Here is a 22,481-nt window from a genome sequence, read left to right as displayed (position 1 = left end):
GAGGGATCAGCCGGCGATCTTCGAGAAGTCGGCAACGGTGCCGGTGGCTTCGCGGATGAGGCGCAGCAGCGCCAGGCGGTTGGCGCGGATCGCCGCGTCCTCGTCGTTGACGAGCACGTCGGTGAAGAAGCGATCGACAGGCGCGCGCAGCGTCGAGAGAGCGGCCATCGCCGAGCGGAAGTCTTCCTTCTCGATCGCGCCGGACGCCTCGGCCGAAACCGTCTGGATCGCCGCGAAAAGCTCCTTCTCGGCGTCAAGCTTCAGAAGCGCTTCGGAGACGCCATCGGCGACCACGGTGCCCTTCTTCTCCTCGGCGGCCAGCAGCTGCACGGCGCGCTTGGTGCCGGCAAGCAGGTTCTTGCCGTCCTCGGAGCTGACGAAGGCCGTGAGCGCCTCGACGCGACGGGCGACCATGCGCAGATCGTCGGTCTCGGGCGTCAGGACAGCGTCGATCAGGTCGTGGCGGGCGCCCTGGTCGCGCAGATAGACCTTCAGGCGGTCATGGAAGAAGGACAAGAGGTCGAGCTGGCGCGACATGTCGTCGGCGGCAACGGTGTTGCCGATATCCATGTCGATGCGCGCCATGTGGCTGACGATGCGCGGCAGAAGCGTCAGGTGCACGCCGCGCTCGAGGATGATGCGGATGACGCCGAGCGCGGCGCGGCGCAGCGCGAAGGGGTCCTTCGAGCCCGTCGGCTTCTCGTCGACGGCCCAGAAACCGATCAGCGTGTCGAGCTTGTCGGCAAGCGCCACCGTGATCGCCACCTTGTCCTGCGGCAGCTGGTCGGATGGGCCCTGCGGCTTGTAGTGTTCCTCGATCGCGGTCGAGACCACGGCCTCTTCGCCCTGCAAAACGGCGTACTTGCGGCCCATCACGCCCTGCAGTTCGGGGAACTCGCCGACGGCCTCGGTGCGCAGATCCGCCTTGGCGAGAACGACCGCGCGATCGACCAGCTTGTAGTCGGCACCAGCGGGGAAGGCGACCTTGGCGGCCATGGCGCGGATGCGCTCGACCCGTTCGCCCTGCGTGCCGAGCTTGGCATGGAAGGTGACGTTCAGCGCATCGAGCTTGGCCATGCGCTGGTCGAGCGGCTTTTTCAGGTCGAGGCCGAACTTCTTGGCCGAAGCTTCCAGCGTTTCCAGATCCGGCAGGTCGCCCTGGTCACGCTTCCAGAAGTGCAGCGCGTCGGACAGACGGGCGCGAACGACCTTGCCGTTGCCGTGAATGATTTCCTTGCCGCCATCCGTCGCTTCGATATTGGAGACGAGGATGAAATTGTTCGAAAGCGTCTCTTCACCCGGTTTGCGGGTGACGAAGCATTTCTGGTTGGTCTTGATCGTCAGTCGGATGATCTCGGACGGGATCGACAGATAGGCTTCCTCGAAGCTTCCCATCAGCACCTGCGGCCATTCGACGAGGCCCGAGACCTCTTCCAGCAGCCCTTCGTCCTCGACCAGTTCGAGGCCGTTCGCGAAGGCGACGTCGCGCGCGTCGTGCAGGATGATGTCCTTGCGGCGCTCGGCGTCGAGGATGACCTTGGCCTTCTCGAGGCTCGCGACATAATCGTCGAAGCGCTTGACGGTGATCGCCTCGGGCGCATGGAAGCGGTGGCCGTAGGTGATGTTGGAGGCGACGATGCCGGAGATCTCGAACGGGATGACCGTCGTTTCCTCATGCTCGGGACCGAACATGCAGACGATCGACTGCAGCGGCCGCACCCAGCGCAGCGAACCCGGCTGCGACGAGGCCTTGCCCCAGCGCATCGGCTTCGGCCAGGGGAAATCGCGGATGATACCGGGCATCACCTCGGCGATGATCTCCTCGGCGCCGCGACCGGTCCTGGAGATGATCGCGACATAGAAATCGCCCTTCTTCGGGTCGCTCTGCACCTGCGCCTCGGAGATCGAGGTCAGCCCGGCCGCGCGCAAAAACCCTTCGATCGCCTTTTCGTTGGCGTCGGTGCGCGGGCCCTTGCGTTCCTCGCGCACATCGGCGGAGCGGGCGGTCAGTCCGCGAATGTCGAGCGTCAGCCGGCGCGGGGTCCAGTATTCCCGCGCGCCCTCGTAGGAAAGTCCCGCCTCGACGAGCGCGTCGGTCACAAGCTTCCTCAGATCGCCGGCAGCCTTGCGCTGCAGGCGGGCCGGGATCTCTTCGGAGCGGAGTTCTAACAGCAGATCGGGCATGTCACTTTCCTTGCCTCCACGGGGAAGGCGCTACCTTGCGGGTCTGAAAACGGTCGCCTCTGCTAGCAAAGAATGGCGCAGGTTTACAAGCTGCAAAAGCGGGATGGAGCGGGAGGGGAGGGGATTTGGGTAAGCGGAGTGCCTTTCGGCAGCCTTTGATGTTCGGAAACAGGCTGTGCCTCGGGGTCGAGTATCAATGTCGTCTATCGGCCCGTTGCGGTCATTGGTAACCGCACCATTTGGTCGTGAACGGCAACTTCATGCGCTTAAGCTGAAACTGATCAGCTATCGGAACACTACTTGCACCCTTCAAGCCAAACATCAGTGAGTCGCTCGGGTGCGCAACTTCCTGCCATCAACCGTTCAATGCGGCCGACACGCTCGTCGAGCGTAGGATCGCTTTCTGCAAGCTTGTAAGATCCGGGCGAGATAAGAACCGCCACCAGCCGTATGAACTCCGTGTCGCTTAGGTCTGCCGGTGGTCGGCCGTAGATTACTGAACTTGCCTTGTGAAACCCAGTTATCCACCCCTCCGGCCCTTTCCCCATTTCCAGAGTGTCAAGCCAAAGGGCAAGGATTTGTTCCTTGGAAAGCTTGCGTTCCAAGCCCAACGCGTAGCCAGTTTGTCGAAACTTGCCGATACCCGGATGAAACTTTTTAAATGCGAGGCGCTTGGATGCAGATTGGGTGATCGTTGTCGCTCCAGCACCGGGGGTCGAAAAATCGACTCCTGCATGATTTGCGAAGTTTGGATCTTCGACCTTCAGTAAGATTGTCAGATGTCCCGCGCCAAGGGAGGCTCCCCCTCGACCCTGCGCTATCAGCTCGTCCGCCCGTTGACGCAAATGGGGAGCGTCAGCCAAGGCGTCCCAGTATCCCTTTCCACCATATAGAACGACCCCGACGATCAACAGAGCCAAGAAAGAACCAGCTAACTTGAAAAATCGTCTCATCTAATCTCTCACTGGAATCAAATGGCGCGGGGGCTGGAAGCTAGAAGACACCAAATTATTGCGGAAATTGGACGATACACGACATGCGTTTATTTCAGCCGATCTGTCACGTTTTTTGAGATGACCGCTGTAGGCGCCAATCATCCCAGCCTTGCGCCGATGACACCCCGACCATTCCAGTTCCGCTGTGGAAACCCATCTCCATCCTTGCCTTGCCGCTTTTCGCCGCTATGGTCCGCCACCTCTATAAAAACGTAGGAACCATCATGGCCGCTGATATCCGCATGCTCTCCGCAGTCATCGCCTCCGAGATCAATGCCCGGCCCGAGCAGGCCAAGGCCGCGATCGAGTTGCTGGATGAGGGCGCGACCGTGCCGTTCATCGCGCGTTACCGCAAGGAAGTGACCGGCGGGCTGGATGATACGCAGCTGCGCGATCTCGCCGAACGCCTCGTCTATCTGCGCGAGCTCGAAGCCCGCCGCGATACGATCGTGGACTCCATCTCGGGCCAGGGCAAGATGAGCGACGAGCTGATGGCAAGGCTCAAGGGCGCGGCCACCAAGGCCGAGCTCGAGGATCTCTATCTGCCCTACAAACCGAAGCGCCGCACCCGTGCCGAGATCGCCCGCGAGCGCGGCCTCGGTCCGCTCGCCGAAGCGATCCTCGCCGACCGCGCCAAGGAGCCGGCAACGCTGGCGGAAGCCTACATCACATCAGACGTTCCCGATGTGAAGACGGCGCTGGAAGGCGCCCGCGATATCGTCGCCGAAGGCATCGCCGAAAATGCCGACCTGCTCGGCAAGCTGCGCGCCCATATGCGCGGTGCGGCCCTGTTGAAGGCCAGGGTGGTCGATGGCAAGCAGGCGGCGGGCGAAAAATTCTCCGACTATTTCGACCATTCCGAACGTTGGGCGACGGCGCCGGGCCACCGCGCGCTCGCCATGCTGCGCGGCTGGAACGAGGAAGTGCTGACGCTGACGATCGAGGCCGACGCCGAGACAGCATCACCGAACAAGCCGGTCGAGCGGATGATCGCTGCCGCCTACGAGATCGGCAACGGCCGCCCGGGTGACCGCTGGCTGATGGAGGTCGCCAGCTGGACATGGCGCGTGAAGCTCTCCATGTCGCTGTCGCTCGACCTGATGCGCGAACTGCGCGAACGCGCCGAGGAAGAGGCGATCCACGTCTTCGCCCGCAATCTCAAGGACCTGCTGCTCGCGGCCCCCGCCGGCTCGCGCCCGACCATGGGCCTTGATCCGGGTATCCGCACGGGCGTCAAGGTCGCCGTCACCGATGCCACCGGCAAGGTGGTCGCGACATCCACCGTCTATCCCTTCCAGCCCCGCAACGACGTGCGCGGCGCCCAGATCGAGCTCGCCTCGCTGATCCGCAAGCACAATGTCGAGCTGATCTCGATCGGCAACGGCACCGGCAGCCGCGAAACCGAAAAGCTGGTGGCCGACATGCTGGCCGATCTGCCGGGCGCGAAGCCCACCAAGGTCATCGTCTCGGAAGCCGGCGCCTCGGTCTATTCGGCGTCGGCCACCGCCGCCGCCGAATTTCCCAATCTCGACGTGTCGCTGCGTGGCGCCGTCTCCATCGCGCGCCGCCTGCAGGATCCGCTGGCCGAGCTCGTCAAGATCGAGCCGAAGTCGATCGGCGTCGGCCAGTATCAGCACGATGTCGACCAGCAGAAGCTGTCGCGTTCGCTCGATGCCGTGGTCGAGGACGCGGTGAATGCCGTCGGCGTCGATCTCAACATGGCCTCTGTGCCGCTGCTCGCTCGTGTCTCCGGCCTTGGAACCTCGATCGCCGAAGCCATCGTCAGGCATCGCGACGAGACCGGCCGCTTCGAGACCCGCCGCGATCTCCTGAAGGTCGCGCGTCTTGGCCAGCGCACCTTCGAGCAATGCGCCGGGTTCCTGCGCATCCGCGATGGCAAGGAGCCGCTCGATGCCTCCTCCGTCCATCCGGAAGCCTATGGCGTCGCCAAGAAGATCGTCGCCGCCTGCGGCCGCGACCTGCGCACGCTGATGGGCGACAGCGCGGTGCTGAAATCGGTCGATCCGCGCCAGTTCATCGACGACAAGTTCGGCCTTCCGACCGTCAAGGACATCCTGTCGGAATTGGAAAAGCCCGGCCGCGACCCGCGCCCGAGCTTCAAGACCGCGACCTTCGCCGAGGGCATCAACGAGATTTCCGACCTGAAGCCGGGCATGACGCTTGAGGGAACGGTAACCAATGTCGCCGCCTTCGGCGCCTTCGTCGACATCGGCGTCCATCAGGACGGTTTGGTGCACGTTTCGCAGCTTGCCGACCGCTTCGTCAAAGATCCTCACGAAGTTGTGAAAGCCGGCGATGTGGTCAAGGTTCGCGTCGTCGAGGTGGATGCCAAGCGCAAGCGCATCGCGCTTTCCATGCGCAAGGACGACGGCGCCGCAGCACCCGCGCCACGCGGCGAAACCCGTTCAAATCCAGCCCCTCGCGGCGGCAACGAGCGGCGTTCGTCGAGCCCCAAGCAGGAGAGCCAGGGGGCGTTCGGGGCAGCACTTGCCGAGGCCATGAAGCGAAAATAAGGGCTTACGAACAGCCATTGCAGAAATGTCACACTTCGGCGCTCATCGTGCCGAGGTGTGAAATACGGCGCTTGTAAGGCAGGAAGGACGGCCTAAGTTGATCGGACTATCCTGTCACATTGCGAGGCCTACCTTATGGCGTCGGCTTTCTTATCGATCGTCCAGAAAATCATCCGCAAGGGTAATCTGAAACTCACGCTCGCCAATGGCGAGACGCATGCAATCGGGGACGGCACCGGAGATCTGGTCGTCGCCCGCGTCGCCGACGAGGAAGCGGAGCGGCTCATCCGCCGCGATCCCACCCTCAAGCTCGGCGAAATGTACATGGATGGCCGGTTCATTCTGGAACAGGGCAACATCTACGATTTCCTGGCCATGGTGAAACAGAACACCACCAACGAAATCTTCGACATCCCGATGGCGGCCCTGCTCATTGGCCGCATCGCCCTGCAGCAGCTGAAGAGCCGTCTGCCCGTCAACCACAGCAAGCGCAACGTCGCCCATCACTACGATCTCTCGGAAAAGCTGTTCGAGCTGTTTCTCGACGAGGACTGGCAATATTCCTGCGCCTATTACAATCCGCCCGGCATCAGCCTGGAGGAGGCGCAGGTCGCCAAGAAGCGGCACATCGCCGCCAAGCTTCTGCTCGAGCCGAACCAGCGCGTGCTGGAGATCGGGTCCGGCTGGGGCGGCATGGGCATGTATCTGGCCGAATCCACCGATGGTGTCGATTTCACCGGCATCACGCTCAGCGAGGAGCAGTTGAAGATCTCCCGCGAGCGCGCTGAAAAGCGCGGTCTTGCCGACCGCGTCCGCTTCGAGCTGCAGGACTACCGGTTGCTGAAGGGACGAAAGTTCGACCGCATCGTCTCCGTCGGCATGTTCGAGCATGTCGGCATCGGAAATTTCCCCAGATACTTCAACAAGGTCCATGAGCTGCTGGCCGATGACGGCGTCATGGTCCTGCATTCGATCGCCCGGCCGAAGCCGAGCTTCGCGACCAACGCCTTCATCGAGAAGTACATCTTCCCGCAGGGCTACATCCCCTCGATCGGCGAAACGCTGCCGGCCATCGAAAAGGCGAACCTTCTGGTGCGCGACGTCGAGGTTCTGCCGCTGCACTATGCCTACACGCTGCGCCACTGGCGCGAGCGCTTCGTGGCGCGCAGGGCCGAGGCCGTGGCGCTCTATGACGAACGCTTCTTCCGCATGTGGGAGTTCTATCTGGCGGGCTCCGAAATAGGCTTCCGCTGGGACGAACTCTTCATCATGCAGATCCAGATATCCAAGAACCAGTATTCCACCCCCAACAATCGCGACTATATCGCGCGGAACGAAGCGAAGCTGAGGGAATTCGAGGCAACGCGCCGGCCGCTCGAAAAGATCATTCTCTGACACCATGAAGAAGGCGCGGCGAATTCCGCGCCTTCTTCGTCCCGGCTGTTTCATTTTGAAAGGGTTACGAGATGAGCAGTGCCTACCCCGAGATCACGCTGGTGCGCCATGGCGAGACGGAATGGAGCCTGTCGGGCCGCCACACCGGCCGCAGCGATATCCCGCTGACGGAAAACGGCGAAGCCGCCGCCCGACGGCTGGGGCCGCGTCTTCAGGAATTGACCGTCGTCGAGGTCTGGTCGAGCCCATCTGGGCGCGCCCGCAACACCTGCCGCCTTGCCGGCTTCGGCGAGCGGATGGTGGTCAAGGACGACCTCGCCGAATGGGACTACGGCGCCTACGAGGGCGTCAAGACCAAGGAAATCCTGGCCAACCGCCCCGGCTGGCAACTCTTCCGCGACGGCTGCCCCGATGGCGAGAAAGCCCCCGACGTCGGCACCCGCGCCGACCGCATCATCACGGCGATCCGCTCTGTCAACGCCCCGATCCTGATCTTCTCCTCTTCCCACTTCCTGCGCGTGCTCGCCGCCCGCTGGCTGCGGCTGCCGCCGGAGGGCGGGGCGCATTTCGTGCTGGATACGGCGAGCGTGAGCGTGTTGGGCTATGAGCATGATTTGACCGAGCCGGTGATCCGGCGGTGGAATGGGTAGGTTTTTGTGGGGGGATAGCCTAGGCTGACGTCGTGCGGGTGGCCCCTCATCCCCGGTGCAACTCGTTGCACCTGAACTCTTCGGGCACCTTCTCCCCGCGGGGGAGAAGGGGATGTTGGAGCGAGCGGCCACCTCAAGTCCCTTCTCCCCAGCGGGGAGAAGATGCCGGCAGGTCAGGTGCAGCTCGCTGCACCGGAGATGAGGGGGCTACACCCGCAAACCTCTCCAACCCACGCCCACCAACCTCTCCACCCTCACCATCCCACACCACCTCCACCATCCCGCTTGACCCCACATCCCCCACGTCGCTAGATGACCGCATGCAACAGATCGACGGAATCAACGGGCGCGTTGCGGATGCGCCGTCCAACAACTGGGTTTACCGGGTGCTGCCGCCATGGCTCTGGCCCTATGCGCAGCTGGCGCGCTGGGATCGGCCGATCGGCTGGCAGTTGCTGCTGTGGCCGTGCTTCTGGTCGGCGGCGATGGCGGCCAATGCGGCGGCGCAGGTGGGTCTCTTTTCCGGCGGCCAGCTGATCTATCATCTTGTGCTTTATTTCATCGGTTCCGTTGCCATGCGCGGTGCCGGCTGCACCTATAACGACCTCGTCGACCACAAGATCGACATGGAAGTGGCACGCACCCGCTCGCGCCCGCTGCCGTCGGGCCGCGTCACCCGCACGCAGGCGAAGATCTTCATTGTCCTGCAGGCGCTGGTGGGCCTTCTGGTCGTCCTCCAGCTCAACTGGTTCTCCGTCATCCTCGGCGTGGCATCGCTCGGCATCGTCGCGCTCTATCCCTTCGCCAAGCGCTTCACCGATTGGCCGCAATTCTTCCTCGGGCTGGCCTTTTCCTGGGGTGCGCTGATGGGCTGGGCCGCCATTTTCGGCAGCCTCTCGCTGGCGCCCATCCTGCTCTACATCGGCGCTGTCGTCTGGACGATCGGCTACGACACCATCTACGCGCACCAGGACAAGGAAGACGACGAACTCATCGGCGTCCGCTCGACCGCCCGCCTGTTCGGCGACAACACCAAGCCATGGCTGGTCGGTCTCTATGGCCTGATGCTGGTCCTCACCTTCCTGGCCTTCCTGCTGTCAGGCGTCGGCATCATCGCCTATCTCGGCCTGGCTGTCGCAGCCGGCATGTTCGCGTGGCAGATCATCACGCTGGATATCAACGACCCCGATCAGTGCCTGGTGCTGTTCAAATCGAACAACCGCGTCGGCATGATCATCTTCGCCGGCCTGTTCCTGTCGCTGCTGTTCGTTCTGCCGTAAGGCCGTACCACACTCCGGAAAACGAAAAACCCGGCGCGCCGGCCGGGTGTTTCCGTATTGTCGGGATAAGGTCGCCGCTCAGCTGCGGGCGATGATTTCCTTGCCTTCGATCTTCATGGCGACGCCGAGCGTGCCGGTCGAGCGGCGCACGAGAAAGCGTGGGCGGCGGTTGGCGAAGTAGGAGTGGCGGCGGCGCGGCTTCAGGTGGCTGGTGCGCAGTTCGCCGAGATGTTCTTCCAGCGGGCGGGCGATGCCGTCTGCCTCGACCATCAGCATCGGAATGCGGAAGGCTTCGGACCAGCCGCGCCAGTCGGCGGCGATGTCGGAGAGGTCGTGCGCGACCAGAAGCGGCACGCAGAGATCGGGATCTTCGTGGTGCAGTTCGAGCGTGACGGTCACTTCGCCGTTGCCGTGGTCGATGGCGCGAGCGGCGACGCCCTTGAACGCCCGCTTCGGCAGCGCGATGGAGAGCGGCAGGCCGCTTGAAGGCAGGATCTTGCGCAGAATAGCGCCACGTTCGTCAATCGTTATGCTCACGTCGCTCGTGGAATCGTGGATGGCGTAGCTGACTTGCTGCGGAAAACGGGAAGGATCGAGACGCAGTGTTGCTCCAGCCCATGCGGGCTTCATAACGGTGTTGTTCATGTTCATTTCTACCCTTGTCTTACCTGAGAGCCGGTTTCCGGTCTTCTCCTCGGGACTTTTCGTCCTCTATGGCCGACAATAGGCGCGCCCCCTTCCGGACAGCTTAAAAATCGCGGTTAAGAAGACCTTGCCTCCCTGGATGGTTATCAAAACCGAACGTGGCAGGGTTTCCGAGAGGTGAACGATAAGGTGTGCCAAACCGCGACGCCGGGCGGGTAAGTCTCGGGTAAGCTTTTCATAGCAAAATAGGGCGAAAACCGTCTGTCATTCATCCAAGGCCATTGCCGGAATAGAACGCCATGATCTCCGCTTCGTTGGGCTATACGATAATATCGGGCGATATGCAGAAGAGCCTTGAGCGCGTCGCCTCGCAGACGACGGTGAAGCGCGAGGCGCAGTATTACGAAGACAACATCAATAAAGTCAAAACGGTAGACGACTTCCTCGGCGACTATAAGCTCTATAGCTACGCGATGAAGGCCTATGGCCTGCAGGACATGACCTATGCCAAGGCCTTCATGAAGAAGGTTCTCGAGAGCGACCTGACGGATGCCAGCAGCTTCGCCAACAAGCTCTCGGACAGCCGCTACAAGGAATTCGCCGCGGCATTCAATTTCGGCACGACGGCGACCGACGCGCAAAGCGACAGCCAGGAAACCGATATGATCGGTCTCTACACGCAGTCCTTCGCGGACGAGGGCACCAATGCCGCTAAGGAATCGACCTATTACAGCGCGGCGATCGACAAGGTGCAGAGCGTCAGCGGGCTGACGTCGAACGAGCGTCTTCGCACCTACGTGCTGAGCGCCTTCGGGATCGATCCGACCTACGCGTCCAAGGACTTTCTCGCCAAGGTGCTGACCAGCGACGTCAACGATCCGAGCAGCTTCGTCAACACCAGCGGCAACGCCAAGTACAAGGCGCTCGCCGCCCAGTTCAGCTTCAATGCCGACGGCACGGTCAACGGCACGGCACAGACCGCCGCGCAGAAGAACGCGGTCATGGAACAGTACAATATCACCGTTCCTTCGATCGTCACCACCAAGGCGGCCGAGTACAACAGGGCCTATTTCGACGCCAACATCAGCTCGATCACCAATGTCGATCAGCTGATATCGGACAAGCGGCTGACGTCCTATATCAAGGCAGCCTATGGCGCGGCCGCCGATTTCAGCGACGCGGCGTTGAAGAAGGTGCTGACCGATTCCAGCTATGCGAGCCTGCTCGGATACGACACGATGTACGCCGCCTTCAATTTCAACAGCGACGGCACCGTCGACACCACCAAGGCGGGCTACGCCGCGCAGACATCTGCCCAGATCAGTGCGACGACGACGGCCGCAAACAACATGTCTGGCGCCTATCCGACCAAGATCGCCGGCATCAAGACGGTCGACCAGTTGATCGCCGATCCGCAGCTGACATCCTTCATCAAGGATGCCTACGGCATGCCGCAGACATTGAGCAATGCCGACCTGAAAAGCGTGCTCACCGATTCCACCTATGCCGGCATGCTCGGCTTTCAGGGCGTGTACGATGCCTTCGACTTCCAGGCGGACGGCAGCGTAACGTCGGCTGGCGCGCAGTCGGCGAGCGAGATCCGCAAGGTCGGCTACAGCGCGGACGACAATCTGAACTATTACCGCGGCAAGATCAGCACGCTCTCCAATGTCGACGAACTGATCGCCGACACCAGGCTGACGAGCTTCTTGAAGAGCAGCTATTCACTGCCGTCAAACATGAGCGATGCCGATCTGAAAAGCATCCTGACCGATTCCAGCTTTGCCGCCGCAAGCGGCTTCAGCAACGTCAACGCCGCCTTCAGCTTCGCCGCCGATGGTTCCGCCGGCGCGATGTCCGGACCGCAGAGCAGCCAGCAGACCACCAGCGTCGACGCGCTCTACGCCGTGAATTACGACAATGCGCAGCAGGCCGAGATCGATAGCGCCGTCGCCAATTACAAGACGCGCATGGCCGACGACAAGGTGACGAACGTCAACGATTTCCTGCGCACCAACCTCACGTCCGACACGGACCGGAGCAACGACAAACTTCCGGATCTCTACCAGATGGCGCTTCGCGCCTACGGGCTGACGGAGCAGGATGTTCCGCGCAGCATGATGCGCACCCTGTTGCAGAGCGATCCTTACGACCCCAAGGGTTACGTCGCCTCGTTGAAGGACGAACGCATCACCAACATGATGCGCGCGTTCAATTTCGGCACGGATGGCAAGGCCACATCCGAGGTTCAGGCCATATCGACGGCCGTGCTTGCGAAATATGGCACGAGCTACGCCTCGCTCGCCACGCTCGGAATGAGCACCGGCCCGTTGCGAGACAAGGCCGCCAAGGATGCGACGGCCGACGTCGATGATTTCGCCAAGAAGATCGTGACGGTGAAGTCGCTCGACGATTTCCTGGCCGACAGCAAGCTCACCGATTTCGTTCTGAAGGCCAATGGCCTGGAGCCGAAGGATTACGACAAGGCGACGCTGAAGAAGATCTTCACCTCGGATCCGACCGACGCCAACAGCTATCTGAACAAGACGGCGCCGACGAAATTCAAGGACATCGTCGCCGACTTCAACTTCGATACCGAGGGCAACCTGACACGGTCGAAGATCGGCGCGATCCAGAACGTCGGTGCCGAGGAGCGGACGCAGCAGGGCTATCTGCAGATGACGCTCGAGACACAGCAGGGCGAGACAAACGACGGCGTCCGCCTGGCGCTCTATTTTGCCCGCAAGGCGCCGAGCATCACATCCATCTACTCGCTGATCGGCGATCAGGCCCTGTTCCAGGTGATCTCGACCGCCTTCAGCCTGCCATCGAGCATGTCGAACATGGATGTCGACAAGCAGGCGACCATGCTGAAGAAGTTCGTCAACATCACAGATTTTCAGGATCCGACGAAGGTCGACAAGCTGATGCGACGCTTCACCGCCATGTACGATCTTCAGAACAATACCGATACGTCGCCGGCGCTGACGATCATGAGTTCCTACGCCTCCAACACGGCGGCCCTCAACAGGATCAGCAAGCGCTAGGCGCGTTAGTCGATATTGACGACCTTGCCGGGGTTCATGATGCCAACGGGGTCGAACGCCCTCTTGATGCGCCGCATCAGGTCCATCTCGATCGCGGGACGGATCGCGGCAAGCTCGTCGCGCTTCAATTGGCCGATGCCATGTTCGGCCGAAATCGACCCGCCATGCGCAAGCACCAGCCCGTGCACGATCTCGTTCATCTCGTGCCAGCGCTCGAGAAACGCCTGCTTGTCGGCGCCCACGGGCTGCGAGATGTTGTAGTGGATGTTGCCGTCGCCCATGTGCCCGAAGGCGCAGATGCGCGCGCCGGGCATCGCCGCCATCACCGCCTGCTCGGCCTCGTGCATGAATTGAGGCACGGTCGAGACCGGGACCGACACGTCGTGCTTGATCGATCCGCCTTCCGGCTTCTGCGCTTCCGACATGCTCTCGCGCATGTGCCACAGCGCCGTCTGCTGGGCAACGGAAGAGGCGATGGCCGCGTCCTGCACGAGCCCAGCCTCGAAACCCTGCTCCAGCAGAGCCGTCATCATCCGCTCGGCGGTCTCGGCCGAATCCGAGGTGGAGATGTCGATCAGCACGTACCAGGCATGTTCACTCTCGAGCGGATCGCGCACGCCCTCGATATTGCGGGCGGTGATCTCCACGCCGAAGCGCGGCATCAGCTCGAAGCCCGTCAGCGACGTACCGCACAGGCTGGAGGCGAGATTGAACAGCGATAGCGCGTCTTCCACCGAGTTCAGTCCGGCAAAGGCCACCTGCTTGCCGAGCGGCTGCGGAAACAGCTTCAGCACCGCGCCGGTGATGATCCCGAGCGTTCCCTCGGCGCCGATGAAGAGGTCGCGCAGGTCGTAGCCGGTATTGTCCTTCTTCAGGCGGCGCAGCCCGTCCCAGATCTCGCCGGTCGGAAGCACGACTTCGAGCCCGAGGCAGAGCTGGCGCATGTTGCCATAGGCAAGCACGGCGGTGCCGCCGGCATTCGTCGAGAGATTGCCGCCGATCCGGCAGGAGCCTTCCGAGCCGAGCGACAGCGGAAACAGCCGGCCGTGCGCCTCGGCCGCCTTCTGCACGTCGGCGAGGATCGCGCCGCCGTCGGCCACGAGAACGTTGGCAACGGGATCGACATCGCGGATCTTGTTCATCCGCTCCAGCGACAGGATGATGTCGGACTTGCCTTCGCGTGGCGTCTGGCCGCCGACAAGCCCGGTATTGCCGGTCTGCGGCACCACCGATGTGCCGGTCTCGCTGGCGAGCTTGAGGATGGCGGAAACTTCCTGAACGTTGGCGGGCTTCAGCAGCATCGGCGAGGAGCCGTGGTAGAGGCCGCGGTTCTCGATCAGGTGCGGCGCGAGATCGGCCTCGCCGCGCAGCGCGTGCTTGTCGCCGACGATGGCTGCGAAACGGTCGAGTAGCTCAGGTGAAACGCTGCTCATCGGGCTTTTATCCTCTGTTATTCCCGTGGGGCCGCGGCGCGCCGCAGCCGGTCGTTGATGGCTTCGCCGAGACCCTCGTCGGGAATGGCGCTAAAGGCGATCGTCGCAGCACCGCTGGCATCGGCGCGCTTCATGTAGTCGAAAAGATTGGTGGCCGCCTCGGCAAGATCGCCGGTCTCGCTGAGATTGAGCACGATCTTGGCCTTCTCGGCGTTCGCTATGGGAGAGGGGCCGAAGGCGATCAGCGCCTCGCCGTCGCGCACCTCCCGCGCATCGAGCCGCACGGCCGCGCCCGGCGCATAGTGCGAAGCCATCATGCCCGGCGCCTCGATCGCGGCGGACGCCACCTTCGGGCGCACCAGCTTCACGCCGGCCACACGCTCGATCTCGTCGGCCGGCAGCCCGCCCGGCCGCAGCAGTCTGAGCCTGCCGTCCTCGACCTTGACGATGGTGGATTCCACGCCGACATCGCTCGCCCCGGCGTCGAGGATCAAGTTGATCTTCTCCCCGAGATCGGCCTGCACATGGGCGGCGCTGGTGGCGCTGATCTTGCCCGACGTATTGGCGCTCGGCGCCGCCAGTGGATGGCCGAAGGCGCGGATCAGTTCACCGGCAAATCCCTTCGGCACCCGGATGCCGACGGTATCGAGCCCGGCCGTCGCCAGCGCGTGAATGCCGCTGTCAGCCTTGAGCGGCACGACGATCGTCAGCGGGCCGGGCCAGAAGGCCTCAGCCAGCGCCCGCGACAGCGGATCGAAATCGGCATAGGTCTCCGCCATGATTAGATCGGCCATATGGCAGATCAGCGGGTTGAACTGCGGCCGCCCCTTGGTCTCGTAGATACGGGCGATGGCGGCCGGATTGGTGGCGTCGGCGGCAAGGCCGTAGACGGTCTCGGTCGGAATGGCGATCGGCAGTCCGTCGCCCAGCACCTTGCATGCGGCGTCGATCGCCTGCTGCCTGCTCTCGGTGATGTCGATGATCTCTGCCATATGCCGCCCGGATAGTCTGTCCGGCAGTCCTTATGCCCTTGCGGCCTCGCGATCAATATCAGAGCCGGCGAATGGGCTCAGAGTTGGCGAACGATCTCGCGGAGCTGCTCGTTGCGGGCGCCGAGCAGGAGCACGTTCCTGATCGCCACCTGCGGATCGTCGGTCCGAAACAGGAGGCCGTTGCCGCGCACATTGCGGTCGATCGTCATCTTCTCCGGCGTATGTTCTCCGGGCCGGATCGCGACGGCGAAGTACATGCGCGAATAGCGCATGTCGATCTTTTCGAAGACGTTGTCGTTGTCGCTGATGTCGGCGTAGAAGTTGGCGATGTAGAAAGCCCAGCTCACCGCTTCATACTGCGCGAACTTGGTGCGCGCGGCGGTCACATGGCAGTAGCCGAGATGCGGGCTGTCCTCGAGCGTGCGGTGAAACACCATCTTCGGAAACTGGATGGAGCGGTGGAAGCCGTTGATATGCTGGTGCGTCTTCTCGCCGGCGCTCTGCAGCTTGCGGCCGGTCTTTTCCGCCACTTCGTCGTGGGTCAGGTAGCGCCGCTCGGCGGCCAGCCAATGCGACTGCTGGCGGGTGATCTTGCCGGTCCGCAGAAATTCGGAATGCGGCGCGACCTGGGCGGTCGACTGCTCGACGTTCGCTCTGGCGTCGAAGTAACGGAGTTTCGCCATGGTCTCGCTTCCGGCTGCCTGTCTCTTTCGCGAAAGCATAGGCAGTTATGCTTAATGCGGTGTTAAATCGGGCCGGGCGCGATGGCGGCTGGCATGGGGCGACGCGGGCTCTGTCGCAAACGGAACACCCTTCGCGATCCCGGTCCCGTGCGTCTTGATCCATGGCAATTCCGGCGAAGTCGCAAATAGTCCTATTTGTTTGAAGCGGCGCGCGAATGCGCGTTTTTATTCCCGCCATAGCGGCCCCCGCGCAACTGTCGCCATTTTCGAAGCCGATGTCGCTTTGCAACCACGCGGGCGGCGATGGCAGTGGTTAAATGCGCGATATAGGCAATATCTCCTTCGGGAGAGGGGACGAGCGCTTCCCGCGGCTTTCGCCATCCGTTATGTGGCAGCCCGAATAGACGAGGATATGAGATGGATATTCGCAGCAACGTTTTACGGCAGCTCAAGAACCGCCGCGAGGGCTTCAGCCTCGAGCAACCCTTCTATATCGACGAGGACTACTTCAAGCTCGATATGGAGCTGATCTATTATCGCGACTGGCTGTTCATGGGCCATGACTGCGAACTGCCGAAGGCCGGCGCCTATTTCACGGTGCAGATCGGCCAGTATCCCGTCGTCATCGTTCGCGGCCGCGACAACGTCATCCGCGCCTTCCACAACAGCTGTCGCCACCGCGGCTCGCGCGTCTGCACCAAGGATCACGGCTCGTCGGTCCGCCTCGTCTGTCCCTATCACCAGTGGGCCTACGATCTCGACGGCAAGCTCGCCTTCGCCCGCCACATGGGCGACGATTTCGACAAGAGCGGCTTCGGCCTGAAGCCGGTTCATTGCGAGAGCTTCGGCGGCTATATCTTCATCTGCCTCGCCGACAAGGCGCCGGACTTCCAGCCGGTTCGCGACATGGTCGCCCCCTACATGATGCCCCATCATCTGAAGGACGCGAAGATCGCCTTCCAGAGCACCATCATCGAGAAGGGCAACTGGAAGCTCGTCTGGGAAAACAACCGCGAGTGCTACCACTGCGCCGCCAACCACCCCGAACTCTGCCGCACCTATCCCGAGGCCCCGAGCGTTACCGGCACCGATGGCGGCGCCGATGATCCGGAGATCGCGGGCCACTGGGCGCGCTGCGAGGCCGCCGGCCTTCCCAGCAAGTTCCAGATCTCCCCGGACGGACAGTTCCGCACCGCCCGCATGCCGCTGATCGAGGATGCCGAGAGCTACACCATGTCCGGCAAGCGCGCCGTCGCCCGTCCGCTCTCGGACGACGTGACGATAGACCGGATCGGCACCATGCTGCTCTTCCATTATCCGACGACCTGGAACCACATTCTCGGCGATCACGCCATCTCCTTCCGCGTGCTGCCGCTCAGCGCCAACGAGACGGCCGTGACCACCAAGTGGCTGGTCCACAAGGACGCCGTCGAGGGTGTCGATTACGATCTCGAGGAACTGACGCACGTCTGGACCGAGACCAACGACCAGGACCGCCGCATCGTCGAGGAAAACGCCTTCGGCATCCACTCGCCGGCCTACGAGCCCGGCCCATATTCGATGCTGCACGAGGGCGGCGTCATGCAGTTCCTCGAATGGTACGCGCTGTTCATGACCAACCGTTTGCAGGGTGATCAGGCAAAGCTCTCGGTCGTCGCCTGACGTCTGGATGGTATCGAAAGGCCGCCCCGCGCTTCACCGAAGCCGGGGCCGCTTTCGTATCTGGCGTTCAAAAATCCTGGTAGTTCAGGGCGTTGATCTCTCGCGGCGGCACCGAGGAGGTGACGATCGCGTCCCGCGCGGCGACTGTCACCGAGGCCGGGGCGACGGGCAGTTGCGCGATCGGCGGCAGGCCCGGTGTTGCGGCCACTGGCGGCGGCAGCGGCTGGCGCGGTTCCATCTCGATCTTTGCGAGGACAAGCGGCGGATCGGGCTCGCGCGCCGGCAGAAGGTTGCCCTGCGCCCAGATCTTGGCGAGGTCGGCCTTGTTCATGGCGGCGACATTGACGTCGATATCGGTGAGCGTGCCCGGCACGCGGTAGGGGCAGCGCCGCTTGCTGCAATTGGCGCCGGCGGAGAACTGCCAGAGCAGGTAGTTGTCCCAGTTGCCCATCGGGAACACGCCCTTGACGTCGGGCTTGTAGCGCGCATACCAGATCGGCAGCCGCGCCAGCACCGGATAGTCGTTGCGGTAGGCGGCGATATAGCGTGCCGTCTCGTGGTTGGTGTAGAGCACGGGATAGCGCCCGGTCCGCGCCTTGATGTGTCCGACGAAGATCTGCGCATCCTCGAGCGACATGAATTTCTTGGGGTCGATGCCCTCGAGATCGAGGATCATCATCTCGTCGGCCTTCGGCGTCGCGTAGTCGAGAAAGTGGTTGGCCTGGTCGACCGGGTTTCCCGGGCGGCCGAGATGATAGGCGCCCCACAACAGGCCGGCCGCGCGCGCCACCAGCCGCCGTGTCTGGAACAACTCGCGGCTGACCGCGTATTTGCGCCACATCGTCTTGCAGTGTCCCACCGTGTCGCCGGCATAGTCGCCCGTGCAGGAGAAGCTCTCTGGAAGTCCGTCGGATGCCTTGGAAATGAAGCCGGCGATCCGCTTGTCGGAGGTGAGCGCTTCCCAGTCGATCGTGTTCAGCTCGTAGCCGTCGACGACGAGCGCATTATCGGCCTTTTTCCAGGGGAGGGTGTCGCTGGCCGTGGCGTAATGAGACAGTCCGGCCGAGATCGCCAGAAGCAGGATACGGAGAATGGCTCTTCCATGTTGTTGCTTCATGTAACGAGAGTGATGAAAACTGGTTAATGTATTGCTTATCAGTCTTTACGCATAAACAAAAAATCGGGATGGGTCGCGCAAAAAAGATGCGCTCAGGAACATCTTCCCCATCCATGCGTTACATCACGGGTTCATTTCCGTTGAGATTGGAGTCTTCATGCCCAGGTCGTTCAAACAGTTTTTCGCCGCGGCCATTTCGTCCCTGACGCTGGTGGCGAGCGTCGTACCGTCGCAGGCAGTGCAGATGCCCGCGGCGCCGCAGGTGGAAAAATCGGCGGATGTTCAAAACGTGCAATATTGCCGCTATGGTCGTTGCGGACCGGGTCCGGGCTATTATGGCCGGCCGGGTGGCTACTATCCCGGTTATCGCCCGGCTTACCGCCCGGCCTATCGCCCCGGCTGGTACGGCGGGTATCGCGGCTACACCTATGCGCGTCCCGGCTATCGCCACTATAACGGCTATTGGTACCCGCTCGCCGCCTTCGGTGCCGGCGCCATTATCGGCGGCGCGATCGCCAGCCAGCCGCGCTATGTCGCGCCCGCCGGCTCCGGCCATGTCGCCTGGTGCGAGCAGCGCTACCGCTCGTATCGCGCCTACGACAACACCTTCCAGCCGTATAACGGCCCACGCCAGCAGTGCGTCTCGCCTTATTGAGGGCTGGTCCAGCTTCTAGGGGTGCCGTTAGCTTCGCGCTAGCGGCGCCCTCATTTGCCCTCTGGCTTCTCCCCGCTCGGGAGAAGGGACGCCAGTGGCCGGGCTAAGCCACGCCATCCGCGATCCGCCTCAAAGAATCTTCATCCGCTTCAGCAGAAACCATGCCAGCATGATCGACGCGGCGATCATGACGATGGCGTATTCCGTGCCCGTCGCGCCCTCGGTGAACGGCAGATTGGCGGTATTCATGCCGAAAAAGCCGGTTACCAGCGTTGGCGGCAGCAGGAATGCGGTCATGATCGACAGGATGTAGAGGTGCCGGTTGGTCTCGGAGGACTGCTTGGAATCGATCTCCTCGTGCAGCAGCCGCGCCCGGTCCTGCAGCACGTAGATATCGTGATCGACGGTTTCGAGCCGCGCCGTCAGCCGGCCGGCGACATCCTCGAAGCCGAAAGGCATTTCGTCGTCGTCGGAGGCGGCGGCGCGGCGCATCAGGGCCAGCACCGTTCGCAGATGCCGGTGGATGCGCACCACCGTGCGCCGGACCGGCGCCAGCCGCCGCCGCTCGTCGCGCGGCGCCGGGTCGTAGACGAAATCCTCGATGGCGTTCAGGTCCTCGGTCAGGTCCATGACGATGGCGATCAGCGTGCGCTGAAACTCGGTGACCAGCAGTTCGAACAGGTCGACCGGCCGGGTGAATTTCGCCGGGTTCTTCTCCACCAGCTGCCGTGCCCTGTCGATGCTGCGCAGCGGCTGCAGCCGCGTGGTGATGATGAAGCGATCGGAGATGGCGAAGTGCAGCCAGCCGAGGTCGGCGGTCTCGTGGTCGAATTCGCGCTGGCAATCGACCAGCGTGCCGTAGAGCATCTGCTCGTCCACGGTGATGGCCGAGTGGGTGTCATGGGTGATCAGCGCCGCCTTGGCGTCGTCGGTCAGACCCGACAGGCTGTCGAGCAGGCTTGGAACGCGGGCATCCGCGAGGTTGAGATGCAGCCAGTAGAAGCCGCCGTCGGCGGTGAGGTCCGATTGCGATGCGTTGTTGGCCAGACGTGTCGGCTTGCCGCCGCCTTCAGGAAAGCGGTAGCCCCAGACGAAGCCCGGCATGCTAACAGGCAGTGTATCCATTCTTCGCCGGTCCTCTTGCATTTGGCGGTGCGCTCCACTGGCGTTTTGGGTCTTTACGACCGACGGCGCCGGATCGGCGGCTCTGCAGAGAGCATGAACATGGCGTCGCACCGAATGGCAAGACCCTTTCGAGCGATGCCTTGATCCTTCCTTATGACAGCTATCCTGCATTTTCATGACAGCAGCCGTTGCAAGTTTGAAATTGACGTTTACGTAAAAATCAATTAGCTCTGCCGGCGGAGGAGAGGGTAGGGTAGGACTGCCCTGCCATCAGGCATACGAGGAGAACAGCATGTACAAGGCGCCCGTCGAGGAGATCGCATTCACCCTCAAGCATGTGGCCGGTCTGGCCCGGGCGATCGATGACGGCCTGCTGGGCGATCTCGGCGAGGATCTGGTCGATGCGATCCTGTCCGAAGCCGGCCGCTTCGCCTCCGACGAGATCGCGCCACTCGCCGAAATCGGCGACCGCCAGGGCGCGCGGATCGAAAACGGCAAGGTGACGACGCCGGATGGCTGGCGCGAGCTCTACCGCGATTGGATCGCCGGCGGCTGGAACGGGCTGACGGCATCGGAGACGTTCGGCGGCCAGGCGCTGCCGCATATGCTCAATGTCGCGGCACTCGAAATGTGGAACTCCGGCTCCATGGCGTTCGCGCTCTGCCCGACGCTGACCATGGGCGCCATCGAAGCCATCGCCGCTCACGGCAGCGACGCGCTGAAAAACACCTATCTCCCGAAACTCGTTTCCGGCGAATGGACCGGCACGATGAACCTGACGGAACCGCATGCCGGCTCCGACCTTGGCGTGCTGAAGGCTCGCGCCGAGCGCCGCGACGACGGCAGCTACCGCATCTTCGGCCAGAAGATCTTCATCACCTGGGGCGAACACGACGCCGCCGACAACATCATCCACCTGGTGCTCGCCCGCCTCCCGGATGCGCCGGCTGGCACGCGCGGCATCTCGCTCTTCCTCGTGCCGAAATTCCTGATCAACCAGGATGGCTCGCTCGGTGCTCGCAACGATCTCTTTTGCCACGCGCTGGAGCACAAGCTCGGCATCCACGGCTCGCCCACCTGCACGATGATCTACGGCGACGGTCGCTTCGGCGAGGAGAAGGGTGCCATCGGCTGGCTGGTCGGCGAGGAAAACAAGGGCCTCGCCTGCATGTTCACGATGATGAACAACGCCCGCCTCGCCGTGGGCATGCAGGGCGTCGCCATTGCCGAAGCCGCCACGCAGAAGGCCGTCGCCTATGCCCGCGAGCGCACCCAGGGCAAGGCGCCCGGCTGGAGCGGCTCCGGCCAAACGGGAGGCATGAGCCCGATCATCGAGCATCCCGACGTCATCAGAATGCTGCTGACGATGAAGGCGCTGACCCAGGGCGCGCGCGCCATCGCCTATAGCTGCGCCCACGCCACCGACATGGCGCACCGCGCAGCCGATGCCGGGAAGCACTGGCAGGAGCGCGCCGCTCTTCTGACCCCGGTCGCCAAGTCCTTCGCCACCGATATCGGCGTCGATGTCGCCTCGCTCGGCATCCAGGTGCATGGCGGCATGGGCTTCATCGAGGAAACCGGCGCCGCCCGCTATCTGCGCGACGCGCGCATCGCCCCCATCTACGAAGGCACCAACGGCATCCAGGCGATCGATCTCGTCACCCGCAAGCTCACGCTGTCGGATGGCGGCGAGGTCAAGAGCCTGATCGCCGAGCTGCGGGAAATCGCCGGCCGCGTCGGCGCATCCAACGCTGAAAACTTCGGCGCCACGGAGAGCCGCCTCAACGCCGCCATCACCGATCTTCAAGAGGCGACCGATTGGCTCCTGGCGCAACTCGCGGCCGGCAACACCGCCGATGCCTTGGCCGGCGCCACGCCCTATCAGCGCCTGTTCGGCCTGACGCTGACCGGCTGCTATCTCGCCAAGGGCGCGCTTGCCGATGCCGAAGACGGCAAGGCCGCCGACCGCATCGCGCTTTGCCGCTTCGCCGCCGAAAACCTGCTGTCCGAGACCACGGCGCTGAAGGACAGCGTCGCCAACGGTGCCTCGAGCCTCGCCGCCGCCAGATCCATTCTCGTCTGAG

At 62.9% G+C, this 22,481-nt stretch carries 16 protein-coding genes; 8 read left to right on the top strand and 8 right to left on the bottom strand.

The window, feature by feature from the left end:
* Nucleotides 1-6 precede the first annotated feature (6 nt).
* The gene (gene glyS, locus P3R82_RS21310; protein ID WP_283195242.1) at nucleotides 7-2,184 is read right to left on the bottom strand and encodes a glycine--tRNA ligase subunit beta; all 2,178 of its coding nucleotides are present in this window, start codon (nucleotides 2,182-2,184) and stop codon (nucleotides 7-9) included.
* A gap of 296 nt (nucleotides 2,185-2,480) precedes the next feature.
* On the bottom strand, nucleotides 2,481-3,137 hold the full coding sequence (locus P3R82_RS21305; RefSeq protein WP_283195241.1) for a transglycosylase domain-containing protein: 657 nt from the start codon (nucleotides 3,135-3,137) through the stop codon (nucleotides 2,481-2,483).
* 266 nt (nucleotides 3,138-3,403) lie between these two features.
* Between P3R82_RS21305 and P3R82_RS21300 the strand changes: the two genes are divergently transcribed.
* The 4 genes from P3R82_RS21300 (at nucleotide 3,404) to ubiA (ending at nucleotide 9,038) form a co-directional block, all read left to right on the top strand.
* On the top strand, nucleotides 3,404-5,713 hold the full coding sequence (locus P3R82_RS21300) for a Tex family protein (RefSeq protein WP_283195240.1): 2,310 nt from the start codon (nucleotides 3,404-3,406) through the stop codon (nucleotides 5,711-5,713).
* Nucleotides 5,714-5,848: 135 nt separating this feature from the next.
* On the top strand, nucleotides 5,849-7,108 hold the full coding sequence (locus P3R82_RS21295; protein ID WP_283195239.1) for a cyclopropane-fatty-acyl-phospholipid synthase family protein: 1,260 nt from the start codon (nucleotides 5,849-5,851) through the stop codon (nucleotides 7,106-7,108).
* A 71-nt stretch (nucleotides 7,109-7,179) separates the two neighbouring features.
* Nucleotides 7,180-7,758: a histidine phosphatase family protein gene (locus P3R82_RS21290; RefSeq protein WP_283195238.1), complete on the top strand. Its 579-nt coding sequence runs from the start codon at nucleotides 7,180-7,182 to the stop codon at nucleotides 7,756-7,758.
* 320 nt (nucleotides 7,759-8,078) lie between these two features.
* Nucleotides 8,079-9,038 (top strand): 4-hydroxybenzoate octaprenyltransferase, encoded by a 960-nt coding sequence (ubiA, locus tag P3R82_RS21285; protein WP_283195237.1) that lies wholly within the window; start codon nucleotides 8,079-8,081, stop codon nucleotides 9,036-9,038.
* 78 nt (nucleotides 9,039-9,116) lie between these two features.
* Here ubiA and P3R82_RS21280 read toward each other — a convergent pair whose 3' ends face one another.
* The gene (locus tag P3R82_RS21280; protein WP_112944656.1) at nucleotides 9,117-9,683 is read right to left on the bottom strand and encodes a DUF6101 family protein; all 567 of its coding nucleotides are present in this window, start codon (nucleotides 9,681-9,683) and stop codon (nucleotides 9,117-9,119) included.
* 299 nt (nucleotides 9,684-9,982) lie between these two features.
* Here P3R82_RS21280 and P3R82_RS21275 point away from each other — a divergent pair, with 299 nt between their 5' ends.
* Nucleotides 9,983-12,730, top strand: coding sequence for a DUF1217 domain-containing protein (locus P3R82_RS21275; RefSeq protein WP_283195236.1), 2,748 nt, complete (start codon nucleotides 9,983-9,985; stop codon nucleotides 12,728-12,730).
* A 5-nt stretch (nucleotides 12,731-12,735) separates the two neighbouring features.
* On the opposite strand, the gene P3R82_RS21270 is transcribed toward P3R82_RS21275, so the two are convergent.
* From P3R82_RS21270 to P3R82_RS21260, 3 genes are all read right to left on the bottom strand, one after another.
* The gene (locus tag P3R82_RS21270; protein WP_283195235.1) at nucleotides 12,736-14,163 is read right to left on the bottom strand and encodes an FAD-binding oxidoreductase; all 1,428 of its coding nucleotides are present in this window, start codon (nucleotides 14,161-14,163) and stop codon (nucleotides 12,736-12,738) included.
* A gap of 17 nt (nucleotides 14,164-14,180) precedes the next feature.
* Complete coding sequence (locus P3R82_RS21265; RefSeq protein ID WP_283195234.1) at nucleotides 14,181-15,155, bottom strand: L-threonylcarbamoyladenylate synthase; 975 nt, start codon at nucleotides 15,153-15,155, stop codon at nucleotides 14,181-14,183.
* A 77-nt stretch (nucleotides 15,156-15,232) separates the two neighbouring features.
* On the bottom strand, nucleotides 15,233-15,838 hold the full coding sequence (locus P3R82_RS21260) for a DUF6656 family protein (protein ID WP_283195233.1): 606 nt from the start codon (nucleotides 15,836-15,838) through the stop codon (nucleotides 15,233-15,235).
* Between the two features lie 417 nt (nucleotides 15,839-16,255).
* Here P3R82_RS21260 and P3R82_RS21255 point away from each other — a divergent pair, with 417 nt between their 5' ends.
* Nucleotides 16,256-17,500, top strand: a complete 1,245-nt coding sequence (locus tag P3R82_RS21255) for an aromatic ring-hydroxylating dioxygenase subunit alpha (protein WP_283195232.1) — start codon at nucleotides 16,256-16,258, stop codon at nucleotides 17,498-17,500.
* Nucleotides 17,501-17,567: 67 nt separating this feature from the next.
* Here P3R82_RS21255 and P3R82_RS21250 read toward each other — a convergent pair whose 3' ends face one another.
* A complete protein-coding gene (locus P3R82_RS21250; RefSeq protein ID WP_283195231.1) occupies nucleotides 17,568-18,617 on the bottom strand; it encodes a GH25 family lysozyme in 1,050 nt (349 codons plus the stop codon).
* A gap of 157 nt (nucleotides 18,618-18,774) precedes the next feature.
* Here P3R82_RS21250 and P3R82_RS21245 point away from each other — a divergent pair, with 157 nt between their 5' ends.
* On the top strand, nucleotides 18,775-19,272 hold the full coding sequence (locus P3R82_RS21245; RefSeq protein ID WP_283195230.1) for a BA14K family protein: 498 nt from the start codon (nucleotides 18,775-18,777) through the stop codon (nucleotides 19,270-19,272).
* Between the two features lie 129 nt (nucleotides 19,273-19,401).
* On the opposite strand, the gene P3R82_RS21240 is transcribed toward P3R82_RS21245, so the two are convergent.
* Nucleotides 19,402-20,397 carry a transporter gene (locus tag P3R82_RS21240; protein WP_183902160.1) on the bottom strand — a complete coding sequence of 332 codons (996 nt, stop codon included), beginning with the start codon at nucleotides 20,395-20,397 and terminating at the stop codon, nucleotides 19,402-19,404.
* A gap of 292 nt (nucleotides 20,398-20,689) precedes the next feature.
* On the opposite strand from P3R82_RS21240, the gene P3R82_RS21235 reads away from it, so the two are divergent.
* Nucleotides 20,690-22,480 carry an acyl-CoA dehydrogenase gene (locus P3R82_RS21235; RefSeq protein WP_283195229.1) on the top strand — a complete coding sequence of 597 codons (1,791 nt, stop codon included), beginning with the start codon at nucleotides 20,690-20,692 and terminating at the stop codon, nucleotides 22,478-22,480.
* Nucleotide 22,481 lies beyond the last annotated feature (1 nt).

The organism is Rhizobium sp. AN80A (genome assembly GCF_030053015.1).
Taxonomy (GTDB): domain Bacteria; phylum Pseudomonadota; class Alphaproteobacteria; order Rhizobiales; family Rhizobiaceae; genus Rhizobium; species Rhizobium metallidurans.
This window is presented reverse-complemented; position numbering and strand designations above follow the sequence as displayed.